The 18,236-nt window shown below is 61.6% G+C and carries 17 protein-coding genes; 8 read left to right on the forward strand and 9 right to left on the reverse strand.

The genetic code is table 11. The annotated features are described in order from the left end of the window. Positions 1 to 4 precede the first annotated feature (4 nt). Positions 5 to 1,384, forward strand: a complete 1,380-nt coding sequence (locus tag ACIK7D_RS10245) for an ATP-binding protein (RefSeq protein WP_400156223.1) — start codon at positions 5 to 7, stop codon at positions 1,382 to 1,384. Positions 1,385 to 1,556: 172 nt separating this feature from the next. Here ACIK7D_RS10245 and ACIK7D_RS10250 read toward each other — a convergent pair whose 3' ends face one another. The 4 genes from ACIK7D_RS10250 to ACIK7D_RS10265 form a co-directional block, all read right to left on the reverse strand. After that, entirely contained in the window at positions 1,557 to 1,898 is a 342-nt protein-coding gene (locus ACIK7D_RS10250) for a tRNA-binding protein (protein ID WP_003522868.1), read from the reverse strand. A gap of 12 nt (positions 1,899 to 1,910) precedes the next feature. Next, positions 1,911 to 2,729: a pyrroline-5-carboxylate reductase gene (gene proC, locus ACIK7D_RS10255; protein ID WP_400156224.1), complete on the reverse strand. Its 819-nt coding sequence runs from the start codon at positions 2,727 to 2,729 to the stop codon at positions 1,911 to 1,913. A gap of 1 nt (position 2,730) precedes the next feature. Beyond that, positions 2,731 to 3,231 (reverse strand): YbjN domain-containing protein, encoded by a 501-nt coding sequence (locus ACIK7D_RS10260; RefSeq protein ID WP_003522870.1) that lies wholly within the window; start codon positions 3,229 to 3,231, stop codon positions 2,731 to 2,733. A gap of 427 nt (positions 3,232 to 3,658) precedes the next feature. After that, positions 3,659 to 3,922, reverse strand: coding sequence for an accessory factor UbiK family protein (locus ACIK7D_RS10265; RefSeq protein WP_003522871.1), 264 nt, complete (start codon positions 3,920 to 3,922; stop codon positions 3,659 to 3,661). 308 nt (positions 3,923 to 4,230) lie between these two features. Between ACIK7D_RS10265 and lgt the strand changes: the two genes are divergently transcribed. The 6 genes from lgt (at position 4,231) to ACIK7D_RS10295 (ending at position 10,251) form a co-directional block, all read left to right on the forward strand. Then, a complete protein-coding gene (gene lgt, locus ACIK7D_RS10270; RefSeq protein ID WP_035239431.1) occupies positions 4,231 to 5,043 on the forward strand; it encodes a prolipoprotein diacylglyceryl transferase in 813 nt (270 codons plus the stop codon). 15 nt (positions 5,044 to 5,058) lie between these two features. Further along, positions 5,059 to 6,159 carry a class I SAM-dependent methyltransferase gene (locus ACIK7D_RS10275; protein WP_400156225.1) on the forward strand — a complete coding sequence of 367 codons (1,101 nt, stop codon included), beginning with the start codon at positions 5,059 to 5,061 and terminating at the stop codon, positions 6,157 to 6,159. Positions 6,160 to 6,310: 151 nt separating this feature from the next. After that, a complete protein-coding gene (gene pgeF, locus ACIK7D_RS10280) occupies positions 6,311 to 7,105 on the forward strand; it encodes a peptidoglycan editing factor PgeF (protein ID WP_400156226.1) in 795 nt (264 codons plus the stop codon). Between the two features lies 1 nt (position 7,106). Beyond that, positions 7,107 to 8,258, forward strand: a complete 1,152-nt coding sequence (locus tag ACIK7D_RS10285) for a M24 family metallopeptidase (RefSeq protein WP_400156227.1) — start codon at positions 7,107 to 7,109, stop codon at positions 8,256 to 8,258. An 89-nt stretch (positions 8,259 to 8,347) separates the two neighbouring features. Further along, positions 8,348 to 9,097, forward strand: coding sequence for a hypothetical protein (locus ACIK7D_RS10290; RefSeq protein ID WP_400156228.1), 750 nt, complete (start codon positions 8,348 to 8,350; stop codon positions 9,095 to 9,097). Positions 9,098 to 9,318: 221 nt separating this feature from the next. Next, positions 9,319 to 10,251: a ribose-phosphate pyrophosphokinase gene (locus ACIK7D_RS10295; RefSeq protein ID WP_003522877.1), complete on the forward strand. Its 933-nt coding sequence runs from the start codon at positions 9,319 to 9,321 to the stop codon at positions 10,249 to 10,251. Between the two features lie 251 nt (positions 10,252 to 10,502). Here the strand turns inward: ACIK7D_RS10295 and ACIK7D_RS10300 are convergent, their stop codons facing one another. From ACIK7D_RS10300 to ACIK7D_RS10315, 4 genes are read right to left on the reverse strand one after another with little or no spacing between them, the layout of a single operon-like run. After that, entirely contained in the window at positions 10,503 to 11,351 is an 849-nt protein-coding gene (locus ACIK7D_RS10300) for a phosphatase PAP2 family protein (RefSeq protein WP_400156229.1), read from the reverse strand. Beyond that, on the reverse strand, positions 11,341 to 12,849 hold the full coding sequence (locus ACIK7D_RS10305) for an ArnT family glycosyltransferase (protein ID WP_400156230.1): 1,509 nt from the start codon (positions 12,847 to 12,849) through the stop codon (positions 11,341 to 11,343). Before ACIK7D_RS10305 ends, ACIK7D_RS10300 begins: the two co-directional genes overlap by 11 nt. After that, complete coding sequence (locus ACIK7D_RS10310) at positions 12,824 to 13,111, reverse strand: lipid-A-disaccharide synthase N-terminal domain-containing protein (RefSeq protein ID WP_031233742.1); 288 nt, start codon at positions 13,109 to 13,111, stop codon at positions 12,824 to 12,826. The genes ACIK7D_RS10305 and ACIK7D_RS10310 overlap by 26 nt, the downstream gene beginning before the upstream one ends. Positions 13,112 to 13,131: 20 nt before the next feature. Then, on the reverse strand, positions 13,132 to 13,971 hold the full coding sequence (locus ACIK7D_RS10315; RefSeq protein WP_400156231.1) for a glycosyltransferase family 2 protein: 840 nt from the start codon (positions 13,969 to 13,971) through the stop codon (positions 13,132 to 13,134). 189 nt (positions 13,972 to 14,160) lie between these two features. On the opposite strand from ACIK7D_RS10315, the gene ACIK7D_RS10320 reads away from it, so the two are divergent. Further along, a complete protein-coding gene (locus ACIK7D_RS10320; RefSeq protein WP_400156232.1) occupies positions 14,161 to 16,425 on the forward strand; it encodes a methyl-accepting chemotaxis protein in 2,265 nt (754 codons plus the stop codon). A 132-nt stretch (positions 16,426 to 16,557) separates the two neighbouring features. Here ACIK7D_RS10320 and adh read toward each other — a convergent pair whose 3' ends face one another. Next, entirely contained in the window at positions 16,558 to 18,075 is a 1,518-nt protein-coding gene (adh, locus tag ACIK7D_RS10325; protein WP_127757805.1) for an aldehyde dehydrogenase, read from the reverse strand. Positions 18,076 to 18,236: the final 161 nt, after the last annotated feature.

Raw genomic sequence — 18,236 nt, forward strand, 5'->3', positions numbered from 1 at the left:
GGCCATGGCGAGCCTCGATTTTCTCAGCACGGTCAGAAACAGCGGCGTGGCCAAGGCCTGGCGCCTTTCCGGAAGATGGCTGCGCCACTGGCTGCCCACCGGCCTCTACACCCGTTCGCTGCTCATCATCATCCTGCCGATGATCCTGCTTCAGGGTGTGGTCGCGGCCGTCTTCATGGAACGCCACTGGCAGCTCGTGACGGAGCGCCTCTCCGCCGCCGTAACGCGCGACATCGCCGCGATCATCGAGCTGCTGCAGACGGACCCGGAAGAAGACGACTATCAGCGCGTCATCCGCATCGCCCGCGACAAGCTGGATCTCAGCGTCTATATCGAACCGAAGACAGACCTGCCGGCCCCGAGACCGGAGCCGCTGTTTTCGATCCTCGACAGGATCCTCGCGGATCAGCTGACGCAGCAGATCGGCAGGCCGTTCTGGATCGATACCTATGGCAACGGCTCGCTGGTGGAAATCCGCATCCAGCTCGAAGACAAGACCCTGCGCGTCTTCACCCGCCGCAGTTCGGCCTATGCCTCCAACACTCATATCTTCCTTGTCTGGATGGTGGGTGCATCGCTGGTGCTGATCGCCATCTCCATCCTCTTCCTGCGCGGGCAGATCAAACCCATCGAAGCGCTCGCCAAGGCGGCAGAAAACTTCGGCAAGGGCCAGAAGATCAGCGGCTATTCCCCGCGCGGTGCGGATGAGGTGCGGCGCGCGGGCCTCGCCTTCATATTGATGCGCGAGCGCATCGAACGGCAGATGGAGCAGCGCACCGCCATGCTGAACGGCGTCAGCCACGACCTGCGCACCATCCTCACCCGTTTCAAGCTGCAACTGGCGCTCGCAGGGGACAATCCCGACCTCGAGGGGCTCGACAAGGATGTCGAGGACATGCAGTCGATGCTGGAGGCCTATCTGACCTTCGCCCGCACCGATGTCGAAGAGGATGTCGGCACGCTGGAGCTTCCGGCCCTTCTCGAAAAAATCGGTCATGATTTCGAGCTGCACGGCAAGAAATTCAGCTACGAGCTTTATAATATCGAGAGGATCATCGCACGGCCGAACGCGCTGTCCCGGCTCGTCGCCAATCTGGCCGAAAATGCACGGCGTTACGCCGGCAATCTCCACATCGATATCCGCAAGGCGCCGCGTTCCATCATCATGACATTCGATGATGACGGGCCGGGCATTCCGGAGAACTCACGCGAGGATGTGTTCAAGCCGTTCTTCCGGCTGGACGAGGCGCGCAACCTCAATGCTTCGGGCACCGGCCTTGGCCTTTCCATCGTCCGCGATATCGCCCGCAGCCACGGCGGCGATGTGACGCTCGATGAAAGCCCGATGGGTGGATTGCGGGTAATCGTCAAAATTCCGGCTTAGAGTTTTTTCGCTTTTCTTCGAATCGCGAAAACACTCTAACTCCTTGTTTCGGCGCATTTCCGGACGGAAAACCGGGCTCCACTTTTCCTGGAAATGCTCTAGAGCACCGGGTCGAAAAGTGTGACCCGGACTTGCCGTTTCCGTCACTCCGGCACTGAGCCGTCGTGTTCCATCAGCACATTTTCTCGCCGTTCGGCACCGGGCGCTCGACGGCGGCAAGCACGATATCGCCATTGGCATCGGCAAAACCAAGCGTCAGGACTTCAGACCGGAAAGGGCCGATCTGGCGCGGCGGAAAATTCACCACGCCCAGGACCTGCCGGCCGACAAGGCTTTCCAGCGTATAATGCACCGTGATCTGCGCCGAGGATTTCTTGACGCCGATCTCCGGCCCGAAATCGATCTTCACCTTGAAGGCAGGCTTGCGCGCCTCGGGAAAAGGCTCGGCCTCAATGATGGTGCCGACGCGGATATCGACCTTCTCGAAATCGGCATAGGAAATTTCACCGCTCATGGCCCGCCCCTTTCAACCCGCCAGTTCTTCGGCGCGCGTTTTTGCGGCAGCGACCGCCCTGTCGAACAGCGGCTGCATGCCGTCTTCGGCCATCAGAACGGAGAGCGCCGCGGCCGTGGTGCCGCCCGGCGAGGTCACATTCTGGCGCAGGCGCGCCGCCTCGTCGGAGGATTGATGCAGCAGCTCGCCGGCGCCGGCCACGGTCTCGCGCGCCAGACGCATGGCCACATCCGCCGGCAGACCGGCCTTGCGGCCGGCTTCGGCCATGCACTCCACCAGATAGAAAACATAGGCCGGGCCGCTTCCCGAAACCGCGGTCACCGCGTCGATATCGCTTTCGGCATCCACCCATTCGACCGGGCCGCTGACTTTCAGCAGCCCGTCCACCACCGTTTTAAGCTCCGGCGTCACCAGCTCGTTGGCATAGGCCCCCGTGACGCCTCGCCCGACCATGGCCGGCGTGTTGGGCATGGCACGCACGGCGGCAACCTTGCCGAAATGCGAAACGAACGTGCCGATGGTGGTGCCCGCCGCAATCGAAACGACGACCGTATTCGGGCCCAGCAAAGGTTTCAGTGAGGGCAGCACGGCTTCCATCATCTGCGGCTTCACCGCCACGAAAAGAATACCGGCCTTGACGCCCTCGGGCACGCTTTCGCTATGGGTGGCTCCGGCTTCTGCAATCGTCGTCCGCATGGCGTCGGAAGGGCGCGGATCGATGACGATGACCTGCGATCCCGGCACGCCCTTTTTCAGCCAGCCTGAAAGCAGAGCGCCGCCCATGTTGCCGGCGCCCACCAGGACGAGCGGCCCGGAAACCTTATACACCATCTTACGCTTCTCCGACGGTCTCGAACATGACCGCTTCGATTGCACTTTTCGCATCCAGCCCCGACCAGACGACGAACTGGAATGCCTGATAATATTGTTCGCAGGCCTCCAGAGCGCTGGAAAGCAGCACTTCCACCTGCTGGTTGTTCGGTTCGGCGCCGCCGGCCAGAAGCAGGGACTGGCGGAAGATCACCACATCTTCCTGCCGCCACAGATCGAAATGCCCCATCAACACCTGACCGTTGACCTGAGACAGCAGACGAATGACTTCGTTGACGCGCTGGTCCGGCACCTTGATGTCGAAGGCGCAGGCAAGATGCAGCGCCTCGAACTCTTCCATCCATGAAAAGGAGACGTGATAGTCGGCCCAGTGACCGGCGACAGTCATGGCGATCTCATCTTCGCCCGAACGTTCGAACGACCAGTCGTTCGAGGCGGCGACGATCTCGATCATGTCCACGGGATTGGACTGACGCTCAATTTCAAATTCTATCAGACTCATGCGGCACCTTCTCAGCCGGTAGGGATGTCCTGTTTTGAACGCCGGGCACAAAACGCACATACAAACCGGGATAAACATTTGAGACGATTGCCCGACACCACCAGAATTACGCATTCACCCTGTCTGGAGCTTACCAGGTCTTTTCGAATCATCATTTAAAATCAGTGTATAATGGCCGAGTCCTGCTGCCACCCCTTCCTCGCCATTTTTGCTTTTTGAACAGTGGATATCTCCTCCCCCATCACCTCAGGCGAGATACATAAGCGACTCTGCCGATTGCGTTTTTTGGAAGTGTCCACAGGCCCCAAAAAATTCGCGCCGGAGACCTGTTTTTAACAACCGGGAGTCATTTCGGGCGGAATGGGCCGAAAACAAAAAGTCCCGGAATCGCAAGCGATCCGGGACCCTTCGGAAAAAGCGCCAAAAATCAGTCTTTGGCGGCGGAAAGCTTCGCTTCCAGAGCCTCAATGCGGGCTCGCAGCGCGTCGTTTTCATCACGCGCCTGAATGGCCATTTCGCGAACGGCATCGAATTCCTCGCGCCGGACGACATCGAGGCTGTTCAGCCAGCGATCCGCCTGCGCATGAAAAGCGGCTTCGGCTTCCTTGCGCACACCCTGCGCCGCGCCGGCCGCATCGGTCATCAGCTTGGCGAATTCATCCAGAAAACGGTTGGTGCCTGTCGTGCTCATGGCGCTCATCCTTCGTCGGTTCAGGGGCATCGTTTTGCCCGCTGTTGCTAGCCTTCAGGTAGGCACTCCATCGCCGCCTTGCAAGCGAAATCGAAAAATCGCAAGAGCCTGCATGACCTACGGTATCTTGAACCGGAGCTTGAAGAATCACCTTGACCGCCGCCATCGCAATCGCCATTTTCCTTGGCGTCAGGGAGACCGGTGAGCATCATCGCCCGGCCCCTTTAGGCAATGGCTTGTTCCGTTGTCCACCCCGCAACGATGACGGAATATACGGATTGTCAGCCGCTCCCACCCAACTCGCCATCATGCCCTTCCCCAATATCGATCCGGTAGCGCTGTCCCTCGGCCCGCTCTCAATCCACTGGTACGGGATCGCCTATGTCGCGGGCATCATGCTCGGCTGGTTTTATGCTCGCCGCCTCGCCCGCACGGATCGCCTGTGGCCGAACGAGACGTCGCCGATCTCGGCGCAGCATCTTGACGATTTCATCCTTTGGGCAGCCGGCGGCATCGTGCTCGGCGGGCGCATCGGCTACATCCTGTTTTACGATCTCGCCGCGGTCGCCGCCAATCCCATCAGGGCGATCGAGATATGGAACGGCGGCATGTCGTTCCATGGCGGCCTGATCGGCACCACCGTCGCCATGATCCTTTTCGCCCGCAAGAACGGCATTCCGGTCTGGAGCATGTTCGACGTCGTCGCGGCCGTAGCACCCATCGGCCTGCTGTTCGGGCGCATCGCCAATTTCATCAATGGCGAATTGTGGGGGCGCATCGCCGACGTGCCATGGGCGGTCGTCTTCCCGACCGGCGGCCCCTTCGCGCGGCATCCGAGCCAGCTTTATGAAGCGGGTCTCGAAGGCCTCGTGCTCGTCATCGTTCTGGCAATCGCCATCTATGCCTTCAGGGCGCTGAAGACGCCCGGCGTCGTCACCGGCATCTTCGTCTGCGGTTACGCGCTGTCGCGCATCTTCGTGGAGTTCTTCCGCGAGCCGGACGCGCAGATCGGTTATCTCGCCGGCAACTGGCTCACCATGGGCATGGTGCTCTCCACGCCGATGTTCGCTCTCGGCCTCTGGGCGGTTCTGCGGGCGCGCAGCGCGGCAAAAAGCGCCTGAACGGTATGACCCGCCATGACGACACCGCTCGCGCAACGCATCAAATCACTTATCCGGCTCAACGGTCCGCTTAGCGTTACCGACTTCTTCTCGCTCTGCCTCGCTGACCCGGAGCACGGTTATTACAGGAGCCGCGAGCCCTTCGGCCGTTCGGGCGATTTCATCACCGCGCCTGAAGTCAGCCAGCTTTTCGGCGAAATGCTCGGCGTTTTCGTGGTCCACGCCTGGCAGAGGCACGGCGCCCCCCTGGAAACCCAGCTGGTGGAAATCGGCCCCGGCCGCGGCACCATGATGTCGGACATGCTGCGCGTCATCTGCCGCATCGCACCGCCGCTTTACGAGACGATGCAGGTGCATCTGGTCGAAACCAGCCCCCGCCTTTCCGCCATCCAGAAGGAAACGCTGGCCGCACATGCGGACAGGCTGACCTGGCACGACAGTTTCGACGACGTGCCGGAAGGTTTCCTGCTCCTCGTCGCCAACGAGCTTTTCGACGCCATTCCGATCCGGCAATTCATAAAGACGCCGCAGGGTTTCCGCGAACGGGTCGTCAGCCTCGACGCCAATGACGAACTTGTGTTCTCGACCGGGCTTGCCGGCATAGACCCGGCCCTGCTGCCGCCCCAGCCGGAACGGCAGCCGATTGGCGCCATATTCGAGGTTTCGCCTGCCCGCGAAGCCGTGATGACCGCGATCTGCCAGCGCCTCTCCGCCCATGGCGGCACGGCGCTCGCCATCGATTACGGCCATCTGGTCGCCGGTTATGGCGATACGTTGCAGGCCATGCGCAACCATGCCTTCGACCCGGCGCTTGCGCATCCCGGCGAAGCCGATCTCACCAGCCATGTCGATTTCGAAAGCCTCGTGAAAACGGCCGAAGCAACCGGTGTACACGTCAACGGCACCCTGAGACAGGGCGACTTTCTCTATGGCCTCGGTCTCAAGGAACGCGCGGCCGCACTTGCCGCCAAGGCCACGCCGGACCAGACGCTGGAAATCGCCGAAGCGGTCAACCGCCTCGCCGGCGAAGGTGCCGGCAAGATGGGGGAACTTTTCAAGGTCATCGCCGTTTCAAGTCCCGCGCTTCATCTCCTGCCGTTTCGCGCGGTGGATTGACAGCGCAATCACCTCTGGGCCAACATCGCCGCGACACACGAAGCAGGCACACTGCATCACACACGCCGCGCAACGCCGCGGCAACCGGAAACATCTCGCTTAACCGTACCTCACTGGCCAACAGCGATATTCTCCAAGGAACTCCCACACCATGCAGAACGCAACGCTGCCGCTCCCCCTCCAGAGTCCCCTGCTCGCCGACTATAGCAAAAACCGTATCCGCCACGGTTTCTTCACCCGGCAGGGCGGCGTATCGGAGGGGCTTTATCAGGGCCTCAATGTCGGTCTCGGCTCGCATGACGAACCGGAACGGGTGCAGGAAAACCGTCGGCGCGTGACGCAATGGTTCGGCCTGTCGGCGGAGCGCCTCGCCACCGTACACCAGATCCATTCCCCCAATGTCCTCGTGGTCGATGAAACCTATGATGGCAGCCGCCCGCAGGCCGACGCCATGGTAACCGCGACACCGGGTTTCGTGCTTGGCGTGCTGAGCGCCGATTGCGGCCCAATCCTGTTTGCCGATGCGGAAGCCGGCGTCGTGGGTGCGGCCCATGCCGGCTGGAAAGGGGCGCTGTTCGGCGTGCTCGAAAACACCATCGAGACCATGACGACGCTCGGCGCCAGCCGGGAGCGCATCGCCGCCTCGCTCGGCCCTTCGATCAGCCAGAGCAATTATGAGGTCGGTCCGGAATATGTGGCGCGTTTCACCGATATCGATCCGGCCTATGCGGATTATTTCGCCGGGACGGAAAGGCAAGGTCACGCGTTATTCGACCTCAAGCAATTCACCATCGACCGGCTGACGAAAGCCGGTGTGAAGGCGGAAAATCTCGGCCTCTGCACCTATCCCGACGAACATCGCTTCTATTCCTACCGCCGCACCACCCACCGCGCCGAACCCGATTATGGCCGGCAGATTTCCGCAATCGCAATTCTGGAGGACTGACATGGCCCTGCATTTCGAGCTTTCGGAATTCGATGCCCGCCGCGAGCGTCTGCTCGCGAAAATGGCCGAGGAGAAACTGGACGCCCTTCTGCTTTTCGCGCAGGAAAGCATGTATTGGCTGACCGGTTACGATACGTTCGGCTACTGCTTCTTCCAGACGCTGGTGGTCAAATCGGATGGCTCCATGACGCTTCTGACCCGCTCGGCGGATCTGCGTCAGGCCCGCAATACCTCCATCATCGAGAATATCCTGATCTGGGTCGACCGGCCCAATGCCGACCCGACGCTCGATCTCAAGAACCTGCTGAGCGATCTCGACCTGCTGGGTGCAAAGATCGGCGTCGAATACGACACCCACGGCATGACCGGCCGCGTCGCCCGCCTGCTGGACAATCAGCTCGCCAGCTTCTGCCAGATGAGTGATGCTTCCTATCTGGTCAGCACCCTGCGGCTCGTCAAAAGCCCGGCCGAGATCGCCTATGCGCGCAAGGCGGGCCAACTGGCCGATGCGGCGCTGGACGCGGCATTGCCGCTCATCAAACCGGGTGCGGACGAAGCCGCGATTCTCGCGGCGATGCAGGGAGCGGTTCTGGCCGGCGGCGGCGATTACCCCGCCAATGAATTCATCGTCGGTTCCGGCGCGGATGCGCTGCTGTGCCGTTACAAGGCCGGCCGCCGCAGGCTCGACGCCAAGGATCAGCTGACACTGGAATGGGCCGGTGTCAGCGCCCACTACCATGCCGCCATGATGCGCACGGTGGCGATCGGCGAACAGGATTTCCGCCAGAAGGAGCTTTACAGCGCCTGCCTGCAAAACCTCACCGCCATCGAAGAAGTGCTGCGGGCGGGCAAGACCTTCGGCGATGTCTTCGACGTCCATGCCCGCGTTATGGATGAACGCGGATTGACCCGTCACCGGCTGAACTCCTGCGGTTATTCGCTGGGCGCGCGCTTCTCGCCGTCCTGGATGGAGCATCAGATGTTCCACGCCGGCAATCCGCAGGAGATCACCGCCGACATGACGCTCTTCGTGCATATGATCGTGATGGATTCCGATTCCGGCACGGCCATGACGCTCGGCCAGACCTATCTGACCACGGAGGGCGCGCCGGAGCCGCTCTCGCGCCACAACCTCGATCTTCTCACAGCTTAAATCGCCGCCGGGTTTGACAGAGCGGGAAAACCGCCCTTACATTGCGCCACCTTGGGCAAGAAGGAGCGGAACATGAGAGGGAAAATCGCATGAGCCGGACGGGGTTCACCCCCCTTTTTCCGGCCATCATTGTTCCAGCGATGATGCTGGCCCTGTCAGGCTGCAACACGACGGAAGCGCTGACACCGCAGGTGGATGTCGGCCACAATGCCTCGCAATCGACACCCGTGACCCAGGGCGATCTCGACCAGATGGCCGCCGCCGCCGACCGCGCGCCCACGGGCGCTCCGGCAACCGCAACATCCGTGCCCGCCTATGCACCGCAAAACTCGCTGCAGGCGCAGGCACAGGCGCTGTCCAACGGCAGCCAGTATGGCGAGCCGCTTCGCCAGAACCAGACCGCAGCCCAGCCACCCGCCGCCGCTCAACCCGCACCCGCACAGCAGACGGCATCGCTTGCGCCCGCCTCTTCCGCAAACTCCATCCGCTTCCTGCCGATCATCGGAGCGCCGGTTCAGGCGGTGACGCCGCTGTCGCGCCAGCTCGGGGCCGAAGCGCGGGCGAAGGGGCTGACCATCCGGGCCTCCAACGACAATTCGGCCGAGAACATCCTGAAGGGATATTTCTCCGCCTTTGCCGATGGCGCCAAGGTCAATGTCGTCTACGTCTGGGACATTCTGGACGCCAATGGCGTGCGGCTTCACCGCCTGCAGGGGCAGGAAACGGTGGCGGCAAAAGGCAGCGATCCATGGGCCGCCGTGACCGACAGGGTCATGCAGGATATCGCCGCAAAAACACTCAACGACTATTCGTCTTGGAAGCAGTCTCAACAGGGATGAGGTGAAAACGGCGGGAGAAGTCACAGAGATTTCACGAAAATCATTGCGAAAGCGCGGAGTCCTCTTGCAATCGGAAGCAACAGCGCTATTAAGGCGCGCATGGCAACAAGGCGTATCCGGCAAAGGCTTTTCAGCCGGATGTTCCTCCCCTTGAACGACGCTTGGTTACGGTGGATTGAGCCCCGTGATGCAAGGCGATGGCATGGAAACAGGCGGCCGCAATGAAGGTTTTCGCAGGCAATTCGAACCGGCACCTTGCCGAAGCGATCTGCAAGTATCTTAACGTTCCTCTCGGAAATGCCACTGTAAAGCGGTTTGCTGACCAGGAAATATTCGTAGAAATCAGCGAGAACGTGCGCGGCGAAGACGTTTTCATCGTCCAGTCCACCTCCTTCCCGGCAAATGATCATCTGATGGAACTTCTCATCATGATCGACGCCATGCGCCGCTCCTCGGCAAAGCGCATTACCGCGGTGCTTCCCTATTTCGGTTACGCCCGCCAGGACCGCAAGGCCGGCCCCCGCACTCCGATTTCCGCCAAGCTCGTCGCCAATCTGATCACCGAAGCCGGCGCCGACCGCGTTCTCACCCTCGATCTCCATGCCGGCCAGATCCAGGGCTTCTTCGATATCCCCACCGACAATCTCTTCGCAGCGCCCATTCTGGCCCGCGACGTGAAGGACCATTACGACACCAACAATGTCATGGTGGTTTCGCCCGATGTCGGCGGCGTGGTCCGCGCCCGTGCGCTCGCCAAGCGTCTCGACTGTCTTCTGGCCATCGTCGACAAACGCCGTGACCGTCCGGGCGAATCCGAAGTCATGAACGTCATCGGCGATGTTTCCGGCAAGGACTGCATCCTCATCGACGACATCGTCGATTCCGGCGGCACGCTCTGCAACGCCGCCGAAGCGCTGCTGAAAAAGGGCGCCACCAGCGTCACCGCCTATATCACCCACGGCGTGCTTTCCGGCGGCGCGGTCGCGCGCGTGGCCTCTTCGAAGCTGCGCGAACTCGTCATCACTGACAGCATCCAGCCGACCACCGGCGTCCAGTCCGCGCATAATATCCGCGTGGTCAGCACCGCAGGCCTGCTCGGCGAAGCGATCAACCGCACCGCCCAGGAACAGTCGGTTTCCGGCCTGTTCGACTGAGAAGCTGCGGCAGACCTCGGCAATCATTCTGCGGCTTGGCGAATTGCCGCCCGGTTTAGATTTCCGGGCAGGCTGCGGTCCATCTTGAAATCGCCGGTTCCATCGACGTCATCCTCGGCCCTGTGCCGAGGACCTAGTCATGTTAAATAAATCAACAGGTCGCAGATCCTCGGGGACAAGTCCGAGGATGACGCAGGAGTGTCTGGCGCGCTTCGCCATTCACCTCATTGAAGCGAACTTCGAAGTTCCTCTTAAGACGATGCCGTGCCCGCATCCGGCGGCCGTTGCAGACGTGAGGCTGCGGCCTTGATTTTCGGCCACCAGCGCCGAACCCGGGTCAGGACGGCATGGCGACCGTTACGCCAGATACTGACCGTATCGGCTGTGACCGCATCGCCGGTAAACAGATGGCGATGACGTCCGATCACCAGCGCCCGGTAGAGAAACAGGGTCGTGAGGGCGGAAAACAGGATTGACATCACCACATCGCTGAGGAAATGCCCGCCGGCCGCGATGCGCAAGCCGGACATGAGGACGATCATACCGGCAGCGATGCTTCCCATCATCAACCGTCCGCGCCGTTGCAGCCGGGGCCAGACGAGCACGCAGAGCGGCAGGAAGAAACTGGCGATCAGCGCGGTTTCGCCGGAGGAAAACGAGCAGTTCGAATAACATTGCGCACTGTACTGGAAAGGCGGCGTGAAAAGCTGCTGCCCGCCGAATTCGGCGACGCTGAATGGGCGCGCGCGACCGATGGTCGCCTTCAGCACGCCATTGACGAGAAGCCCGGCGCAGAGGATCACCGGCCCGCACAGGAAGGCCCACACCCGCCAGCCGGTTCTTTGCAGCGTGCCCAGCCGAAGATTGCCGACAAGAATCACGAAAGCCAGAAGGGTGGCAAGCTCCGTACCTTCGCGCAGCGTATCCCGCAACCATTCGGGAAACGGCTCACGCCCGGACCATGGCTGCTCGATGGGCGAGAAAAACAGGGCGGAGAATCTGAGATCGATCGAGGGAAAGGTCGCGAACAGGATGACGAGCGCCAATGTGGCGAGTGTCACCCAGATCGTGATCCGCATATGCGAAAGATCATTGTCCATTGCTGCCCTCCGGCATGCATCGCGGCAGCACGCGCCAGAGGCCGATTTCCCTGCCCTCGAGGAAACCCGGCCCGGCGGTCCAGCGGGCGACCGGCGCCTCGCCGGCAAGGCAGGCCGGCAGGCCATCCGCACTTGCCAGGAACAGGGGATTTTTCGCCTCGCTAGGTTTCAGCGGGTAAAGAAGCGCATAGTGGCTGGAAGGCACGCCGGTTTCGGGCAGCGCGCGCGTCATCACCTGCTTCTCATCCCGGAGCTGGTAAAAAAGCTCGGCAAGTATCGAACGGTCGGTAGCGACGATGGCGTCCGCACCCGCCTCGCGCGCCCGTGACAGGCCGGTCGACACCAGCTCGGCGCGCCCGAGATACCGCGCCATCGCCAGTTCACCTTTCGGCAGGCGCAATTGCGTTCCGGCAATGGTCATCAGCGGCAGCGCGACGGCCACGATGCTACCAAGCACAAGCGTGGACACGATAAGCCAGCGCCGCGACGCCAGAACCGGCACCGCCAGAAGCACGCCGGCCGCATAGGCCCCGACCGCCCAGTTGGCGAGCGCCCGTGACATCAGACCCTGCGCGGTAATCAGCAGAACGATCGGCACCGAAAGGGCGATCAGCGCCCGGGTTTCGGCATTCTTCGCGCGAATTGTTGCGACGATCATGCCGACGAAAACGAATGGTCCGACCACGCCCGCCTGCGAAAAGAAGAACTCCAGCGCGGAACCGATCTTCAGCTGGACGCCATGCCAGTTCGCATTATCCGCCGTATGGCGCGCGGTCATGAAATCATGCGCCGCGTTCCACCACAGATTGGGCGCGATGACGGCAGCGCAGACGAGCGCAGCAATCGCCGCGTCACGCAGCCGGACGCGCCACGCCTCACAGAGCCAGCCGGCAGCGATGAAGCAGGGCAGAAAATAGATCATCGCATATTTCGACATCAGCCCGAGGCCGAAGCAGAGACCGAGGGCGATGCTCCAGCCCAACGCCGCCCTGCCCTCGCTGCGGGCCAGCGCAAGCTTCCGCACGGAGATCATCGACAGCACGATGAACAGCATCATCGGCGTATCGGTCGAGATCAGCAGGCTGCCGAGCGTTACGGCCGGCAGGGTCAGATAGATAAGGGCGGCCAGGGATGCCAGCCTGACATCATAGATCATGCGGCCGAGCGCAAGAATGGCCGCCGCCGCCACGCCATGCACCACGGGTGCGGCCAGCCGCACCTGAAACGTGCCCTCGCCGCCGCCGAGAACGGTTGCCGCGCGAATGAGCCAGCCGATCAGAGGCGGCTTGGAATAGGCGCCGAGCGCCATCTCCCTGCCCCATAGCCAATATTGCGCCTCATCGACGAAAAGGTCGGTGCGGTTGAAGGCCAGCCCAAGGACGCGCAACGCGGTTACGAGGACAATCGCTGAAAACGCGAAGGTCAGCCATCGGCGCTCATCGCCTGCCTGCGCGTAAGGCAGGGTCGCCGCCTCATGCATGCTGGCGGCGTTCTGCATGAATCAACCAGAGATTTCGGGCATAGATGAAAAGGCCGGACGCCTGGCCCAGAATGAAGACCGGATCGCGCCGCCAGATGGCGTAGGAAAGCAGCACCAGACCGCCGAGAACGGAAAAATACCAGAAGGCCACCGGAATGACCGAGCGGTTCGCCCGTTCCGAAGAAATCCATTGAACCAGAAAACGCATGGTAAACAGCATCTGGCCCATGAAGCCGGTGCAGACCCACAGAAATTCCTTCCAGCTGTTCACATGCAGCATGGACCATAAAGCCGGTGCATTCACGGCGATGTCTCCGTTTTGAAAGTTTCAGCCCAGCTTGAGCGCTTTCGCCGGCGCAACAGCCAGGCGACGCCGATCAGGTCGTGGATGCCGACAAGCGCGCGGCCGATATTGGTGTAATGGGAATTCCCGTGCAGCCGCGCCCGGTGCGTGACGTCGACATGGGTGACCTGCCAGCCGTCGCGGTTGAACAGCGCCGGGAAATAGCGGTGGTGATGATCGAAATAGGGCAAGGCGAGATAGGCCTCGCGGCGGAAGGCCTTGAGCCCACAGCCGGTGTCGCGCGTGCCGTCCTTCAATATCCGCGCCCGAAGCCCGTTGGCGAAGCGGGAGGAAAGGCGTTTTCCAAGCGTATCGCGCCGGCCGACACGCTGGCCGGCCACAAGGCCGAGCCGGCTGGGAGCGGTGGCGGAGAGAAGCGGCGCGAGAAGAGCCGGCAGATTATCCGGCGGGTTCTGCCCGTCTCCATCCAGCATGCAGATGACCGGCGCACGCGCCGCCTGCACACCGCTGTGGATCGCCGCAGACTGTCCGCCCTGACGATCGTGCCGGACCAGCCGCAGCATCGGGTAACGGTCGCCAAGCGCAAGCACCGCATTGACCGTGCCGTCGGAAGATGCGTCGTCCACCACCACGATCTCGAAGGCGCCGACAGGCTGGCAGGCGGCAAAAATCTCCGCCACGAGCGTTTCCACACTCGCTTGCTCATTGTGCATGGGCACTACAACGGCGAAATCCGGCCTCGGTTTCACGCTGGCTCCGTCATATCCGTCCGCATTCAGTCCGCAGACATCATTGATAGTGGCGAGAGAAGGAGTGCGGAAAGCTTGCATGAACATGAACAGCCGTTGAACTTCACTCGATATGCGCCCGTTCTATTGCAGTTTTATTACGGGAAACGCGCCAGTGGCGGCCGACTATTTTTTCACGGTATGCGGGAAATAATCGTACAATTCCCAGCGCTTTTAACGCGACCGTAAACAATTTTTGCCACGGTATGGCCACGTTTTTTGGGGGGAGGAAACAGGATGCCGGGTGTAAATCCGACTGCTGTCAAAGCTAAATCATTGTCGATCAAGGCCAAATTCGCAGCGCTCGTCACGGGCGCGACGCTGGTTTCATGTCTTTCCGTGGGGCTGTTGTCCTACGAGATGGGGAAGTCGGGACTGATCGACGCCAGCGAAATCAGGCTCGAAACGGTTGCAGGCAACCAGTCCAAGCAGCTTGACGCCTATACTTTGCGCGTCGAACAGAGCATTTCCGAACTGTCGCAGAACGCCGCGGTCGCACAGGCGCTGGAAACGATGACCACCGTTGTACCGACGGAAAGGGATGCGATCATCCAGGCTTTCCGCCGCGAGGGCGTCTCCGAAGAGGAGCGCGCCTCCTTCAACGGCGAAGGCCTGCGACTGCTTTACGCCATTCGCCACGCCACCATCAACGCCGCCATCGCCAGCGTCTGGCGCAACACCCGTGTCAGCGACATCTATGTGATCGACAAGACCGGCCTCATTATTTACACCGTGACCAAGGGGAAGAACTTCCTCACCAGCGTGACGGAACCGCAGAACGCCGCGATCAAGGAGCTGTTCGACCGCATCGAAGCCGGCAAGGACGGCGTCGTCAGCACCACCGGCTTCAGCGGCGGCGAAAATGATTCGGCCATGATCGGCATGCCGCTCGCCGTCTCCAACTGGGGCCAGCTCCAGCGCAAGGGCGCCGTCATCATGCGCATCGCCGCCGATCGCATCGGCGCGGTGGTAACGCCCGAGGAAACCGGCAAGACCATCGATGACGCCGTTCTCCTGAGCGCCGACGGCAAACGTCGGGCCGGCGTACTCTCGGGCGGCGCTGATGCCGCCGTTTCCCAAAGTCTCGCCGCCCTTTCCAACGCAACCGAAGCCGGAACGGTGATGGCGCAGACACCTGCGGGCAACATCTTCTATGCCTATCGCCCGGTCTCCGTCTTCGGACAGAAGCATCTTCTGGCCATCGGCCAGCAGGAAAGCAAGGTTCTCGCCGCCGCCAACGATCTCGCCTTCTGGGCGACGGTCGCGACACTGGCCGTGCTTGCGATCATGACGCTGATCGGCATTTTCGTTTCCGCAAGCCTGACCAAGCCGCTGACCGGTCTTGCGGGGCTGATGGAACGCCTGAACGGCGGTGAAAACAACATCGAGATCAAGGCCGTTTCCCGTGGCGATGAGATCGGCATCATGGCGCGCGCGCTGGAATCCTTCCGTCAGGGCATTCTGGACAAGCAGCGCATGGAAGCCGAATCCCATCGCAAGAGCGAAGAACTGGACGAAGAACGCGCCCAGCGGGAGATGGAAAAGGCAAGAAGCGCGAAAGAACTGGAAGAGGCTGTCGACGCACTCGCCACCGGTCTTGCCAATCTCGCGGCCGGCAGGCTCGATCTCCGCATCGACAAATCCTTCGTGCCGTCGCTCGATCATCTGCGCATCGACTTCAACAACTCCATGGCGGGCCTGGAAGCGACCATCTCCAACATCGGCGAAAGCGCCAATGCCATCCGCTCCGGCTCCGGCGAACTGAAAAGCGCGTCGGAAGACCTGTCGCGGCGCACCGAACGCCAGGCCGCAGCACTCGAGGAAGCGGCAGCAGCGCTCGGAGACATGACGCAGGCCGTCAATCTCTCGCTGTCGCGCTGCAATGTCGCCGTCGAGGCGACGGCGGGCACGATGCAGGATGCGCACAAGTCCACGGCCGTCGTTAAAGAAGCGATCGTCGCGATGGAACGCATCGAGACCTCGTCGGCCAAGATCCGCCAGATCATCGACGTCATCGACCAGATCGCCTTCCAGACCAATCTGCTGGCACTGAATGCCGGTGTGGAAGCCGCGCGCGCCGGCGAAGCCGGCAAGGGCTTTGCCGTTGTGGCGCAGGAGGTTCGTGAACTGGCCCAGAAATCGGCAGCTGCCGCCCGGGACATCACCACGCTGATCGCCACCTCGGCGGGCGATGTGGAAAGCGGCGTGGCGCTGGTGCTGAAGACGGGTGAAAGCCTCGAGCAGATTCAGAAACGCATCCAGTCGGTCAACGACCAGATCGGCGAGATCGCCACCGCATCGCGCGAACAGTCCGGCCGCCTCAGCGAAATCAACGCCTCCGTCAACGAACTCGACCATGTAACGCAGCAGAACGCGGCCATGGTGGAGGAAACGACGGCCGCCGCCTTCTCGCTATCCAGCGAGGCGGACGGCCTGACCGAACAGGTGGGGCAGTTCTCGGTCGGCGGCCCCCGCCAACGGGACCAGCGTTACGCGGCATAAAGCGCAACGACAAAAGGCCGGAGGCAAAACCTCCGGCCTTTCTGTTTGAAGCCGGGCTCCCAGGGGCCGAAGCCCCTGGGAACACGCCGGCGATCTGGCACCACAGCCCCTCGCCGGCTTCCGGGGAGGACCTCAGAAGAAACCGACCTTGTTCGGGCTGTAGGACACGAGTAGGTTCTTGGTCTGCTGGTAATGGTCGAGCATCATCTTGTGGGTCTCGCGACCGATGCCCGACTGCTTGTAACCGCCAAAGGCAGCGCCTGCCGGATAGACGTGATAGCAGTTCGTCCACACGCGGCCCGCTTCGATGCCCCGGCCGGCCCGATAGGCAATGTTGGTATCGCGGCTCCAGACGCCTGCGCCCAGACCGTAAACCGTGTCATTGGCGATTTCGAGCGCCTCTTCCACCGTCTTGAAGGTGGTGACGGAAACAACCGGCCCGAAGATTTCCTCCTGGAAAATCCGCATCTTGTTGTTGCCTTCGAAGACCGTCGGCTGGATGTAATAGCCATCCTTCAGATCGCCCGTCAGCGTCTTGCGGTCGCCGCCGGTCAGAACCCTGGCGCCTTCCTTCTTGCCGATCTCCAGATAGCTCATGATCTTGTCGAACTGTTCCTGCGAGGCCTGTGCGCCCAGCATGGTCGACGGATTGAGCGGATCGTCCTGGCTGATGGCCTGAACCCGCTTGATCGCCTTTTCCATGAAGCGGTCATAGATCGATTCATGCACCAGCGCACGCGACGGGCATGTGCACACCTCGCCCTGATTGAGCGCGAAGAAGGCGAAACCTTCGAGCGCCTTGTCGAGGAAGGCATCGTCCTCGTTCATCACATCGGCGAAAAAGATGTTCGGCGACTTGCCGCCCAGCTCCAGCGTGATGTTGGTAACGTTGTCGGCCGCATAACGCATGATTTCCTTGCCGACCGAGGTGGAACCGGTAAAGGCGATCTTGGCGATGCGGTTGCTCTGGGCCAGCGGCTTGCCGGCTTCGAGCCCCGTGCCATTGACGATGTTGAGGACGCCGGGCGGCAGCAGGTCTTCGATCAGTTCCATCACGATGAGAATCGAGGCCGGTGTCTGTTCGGCAGGCTTCAGCACCACGCAATTGCCGGCGGCAAGCGCCGGTGCAAGCTTCCACGCGGCCATCAGGATCGGGAAGTTCCAGGGAATGATCTGGCCGACGACGCCGAGCGGCTCATGGAAGTGATAGGCGACGGTATCGTTGTCGATTTCGCCGATCGTGCCTTCCTGGGCGCGGATGCAGCCCGCGAAATAACGGAAATGGTCGATGGCGAGCGGAATATCCGCATTGGTGGTTTCGCGCAGCGGCTTGCCGTTATCCCAGGTTTCGGCCCGGGCGATGAGATCGAGATTGTCCTCGATCCGCTGGGCGATCTTGAGCAGGATGTTGGAGCGCTCGGTTATGCTGGTCTTGCCCCATTTGTCGCGCGCCTTGTGGGCTGCGTCGAGCGCGAACTCGATGTCGGATGCGTCCGAGCGCGGCACTTCGCAGATCTTGTGGCCGGTGACCGGCGAAAGATTATCCATATAGCGGCCGGATTTCGGCTCCACCCATTTGCCGCCGATGTAATTGCCGTATTTCAGCTTGAAGGGCGCTTCGCCCGCTTTCTGCTGAACCTGAATGTTCATGATTTCATCCTCCCTGATGAAAACGATCCGCAGCGGACCGCATGGGAGGAAGGTGGGCCTAGATGGCGCGGTTCGGTAGAGGGGCGGCGCGGTTCCGCAGCGCACATTGTCTCACATCTGCGACAAAGGCGCCTCGATCCGGCATGATTGGCCGGAACGCA

This window comes from Agrobacterium sp. P15N1-A (assembly GCF_044626815.1).
Taxonomy (GTDB): Bacteria; Pseudomonadota; Alphaproteobacteria; order Rhizobiales; family Rhizobiaceae; genus Agrobacterium; species Agrobacterium leguminum.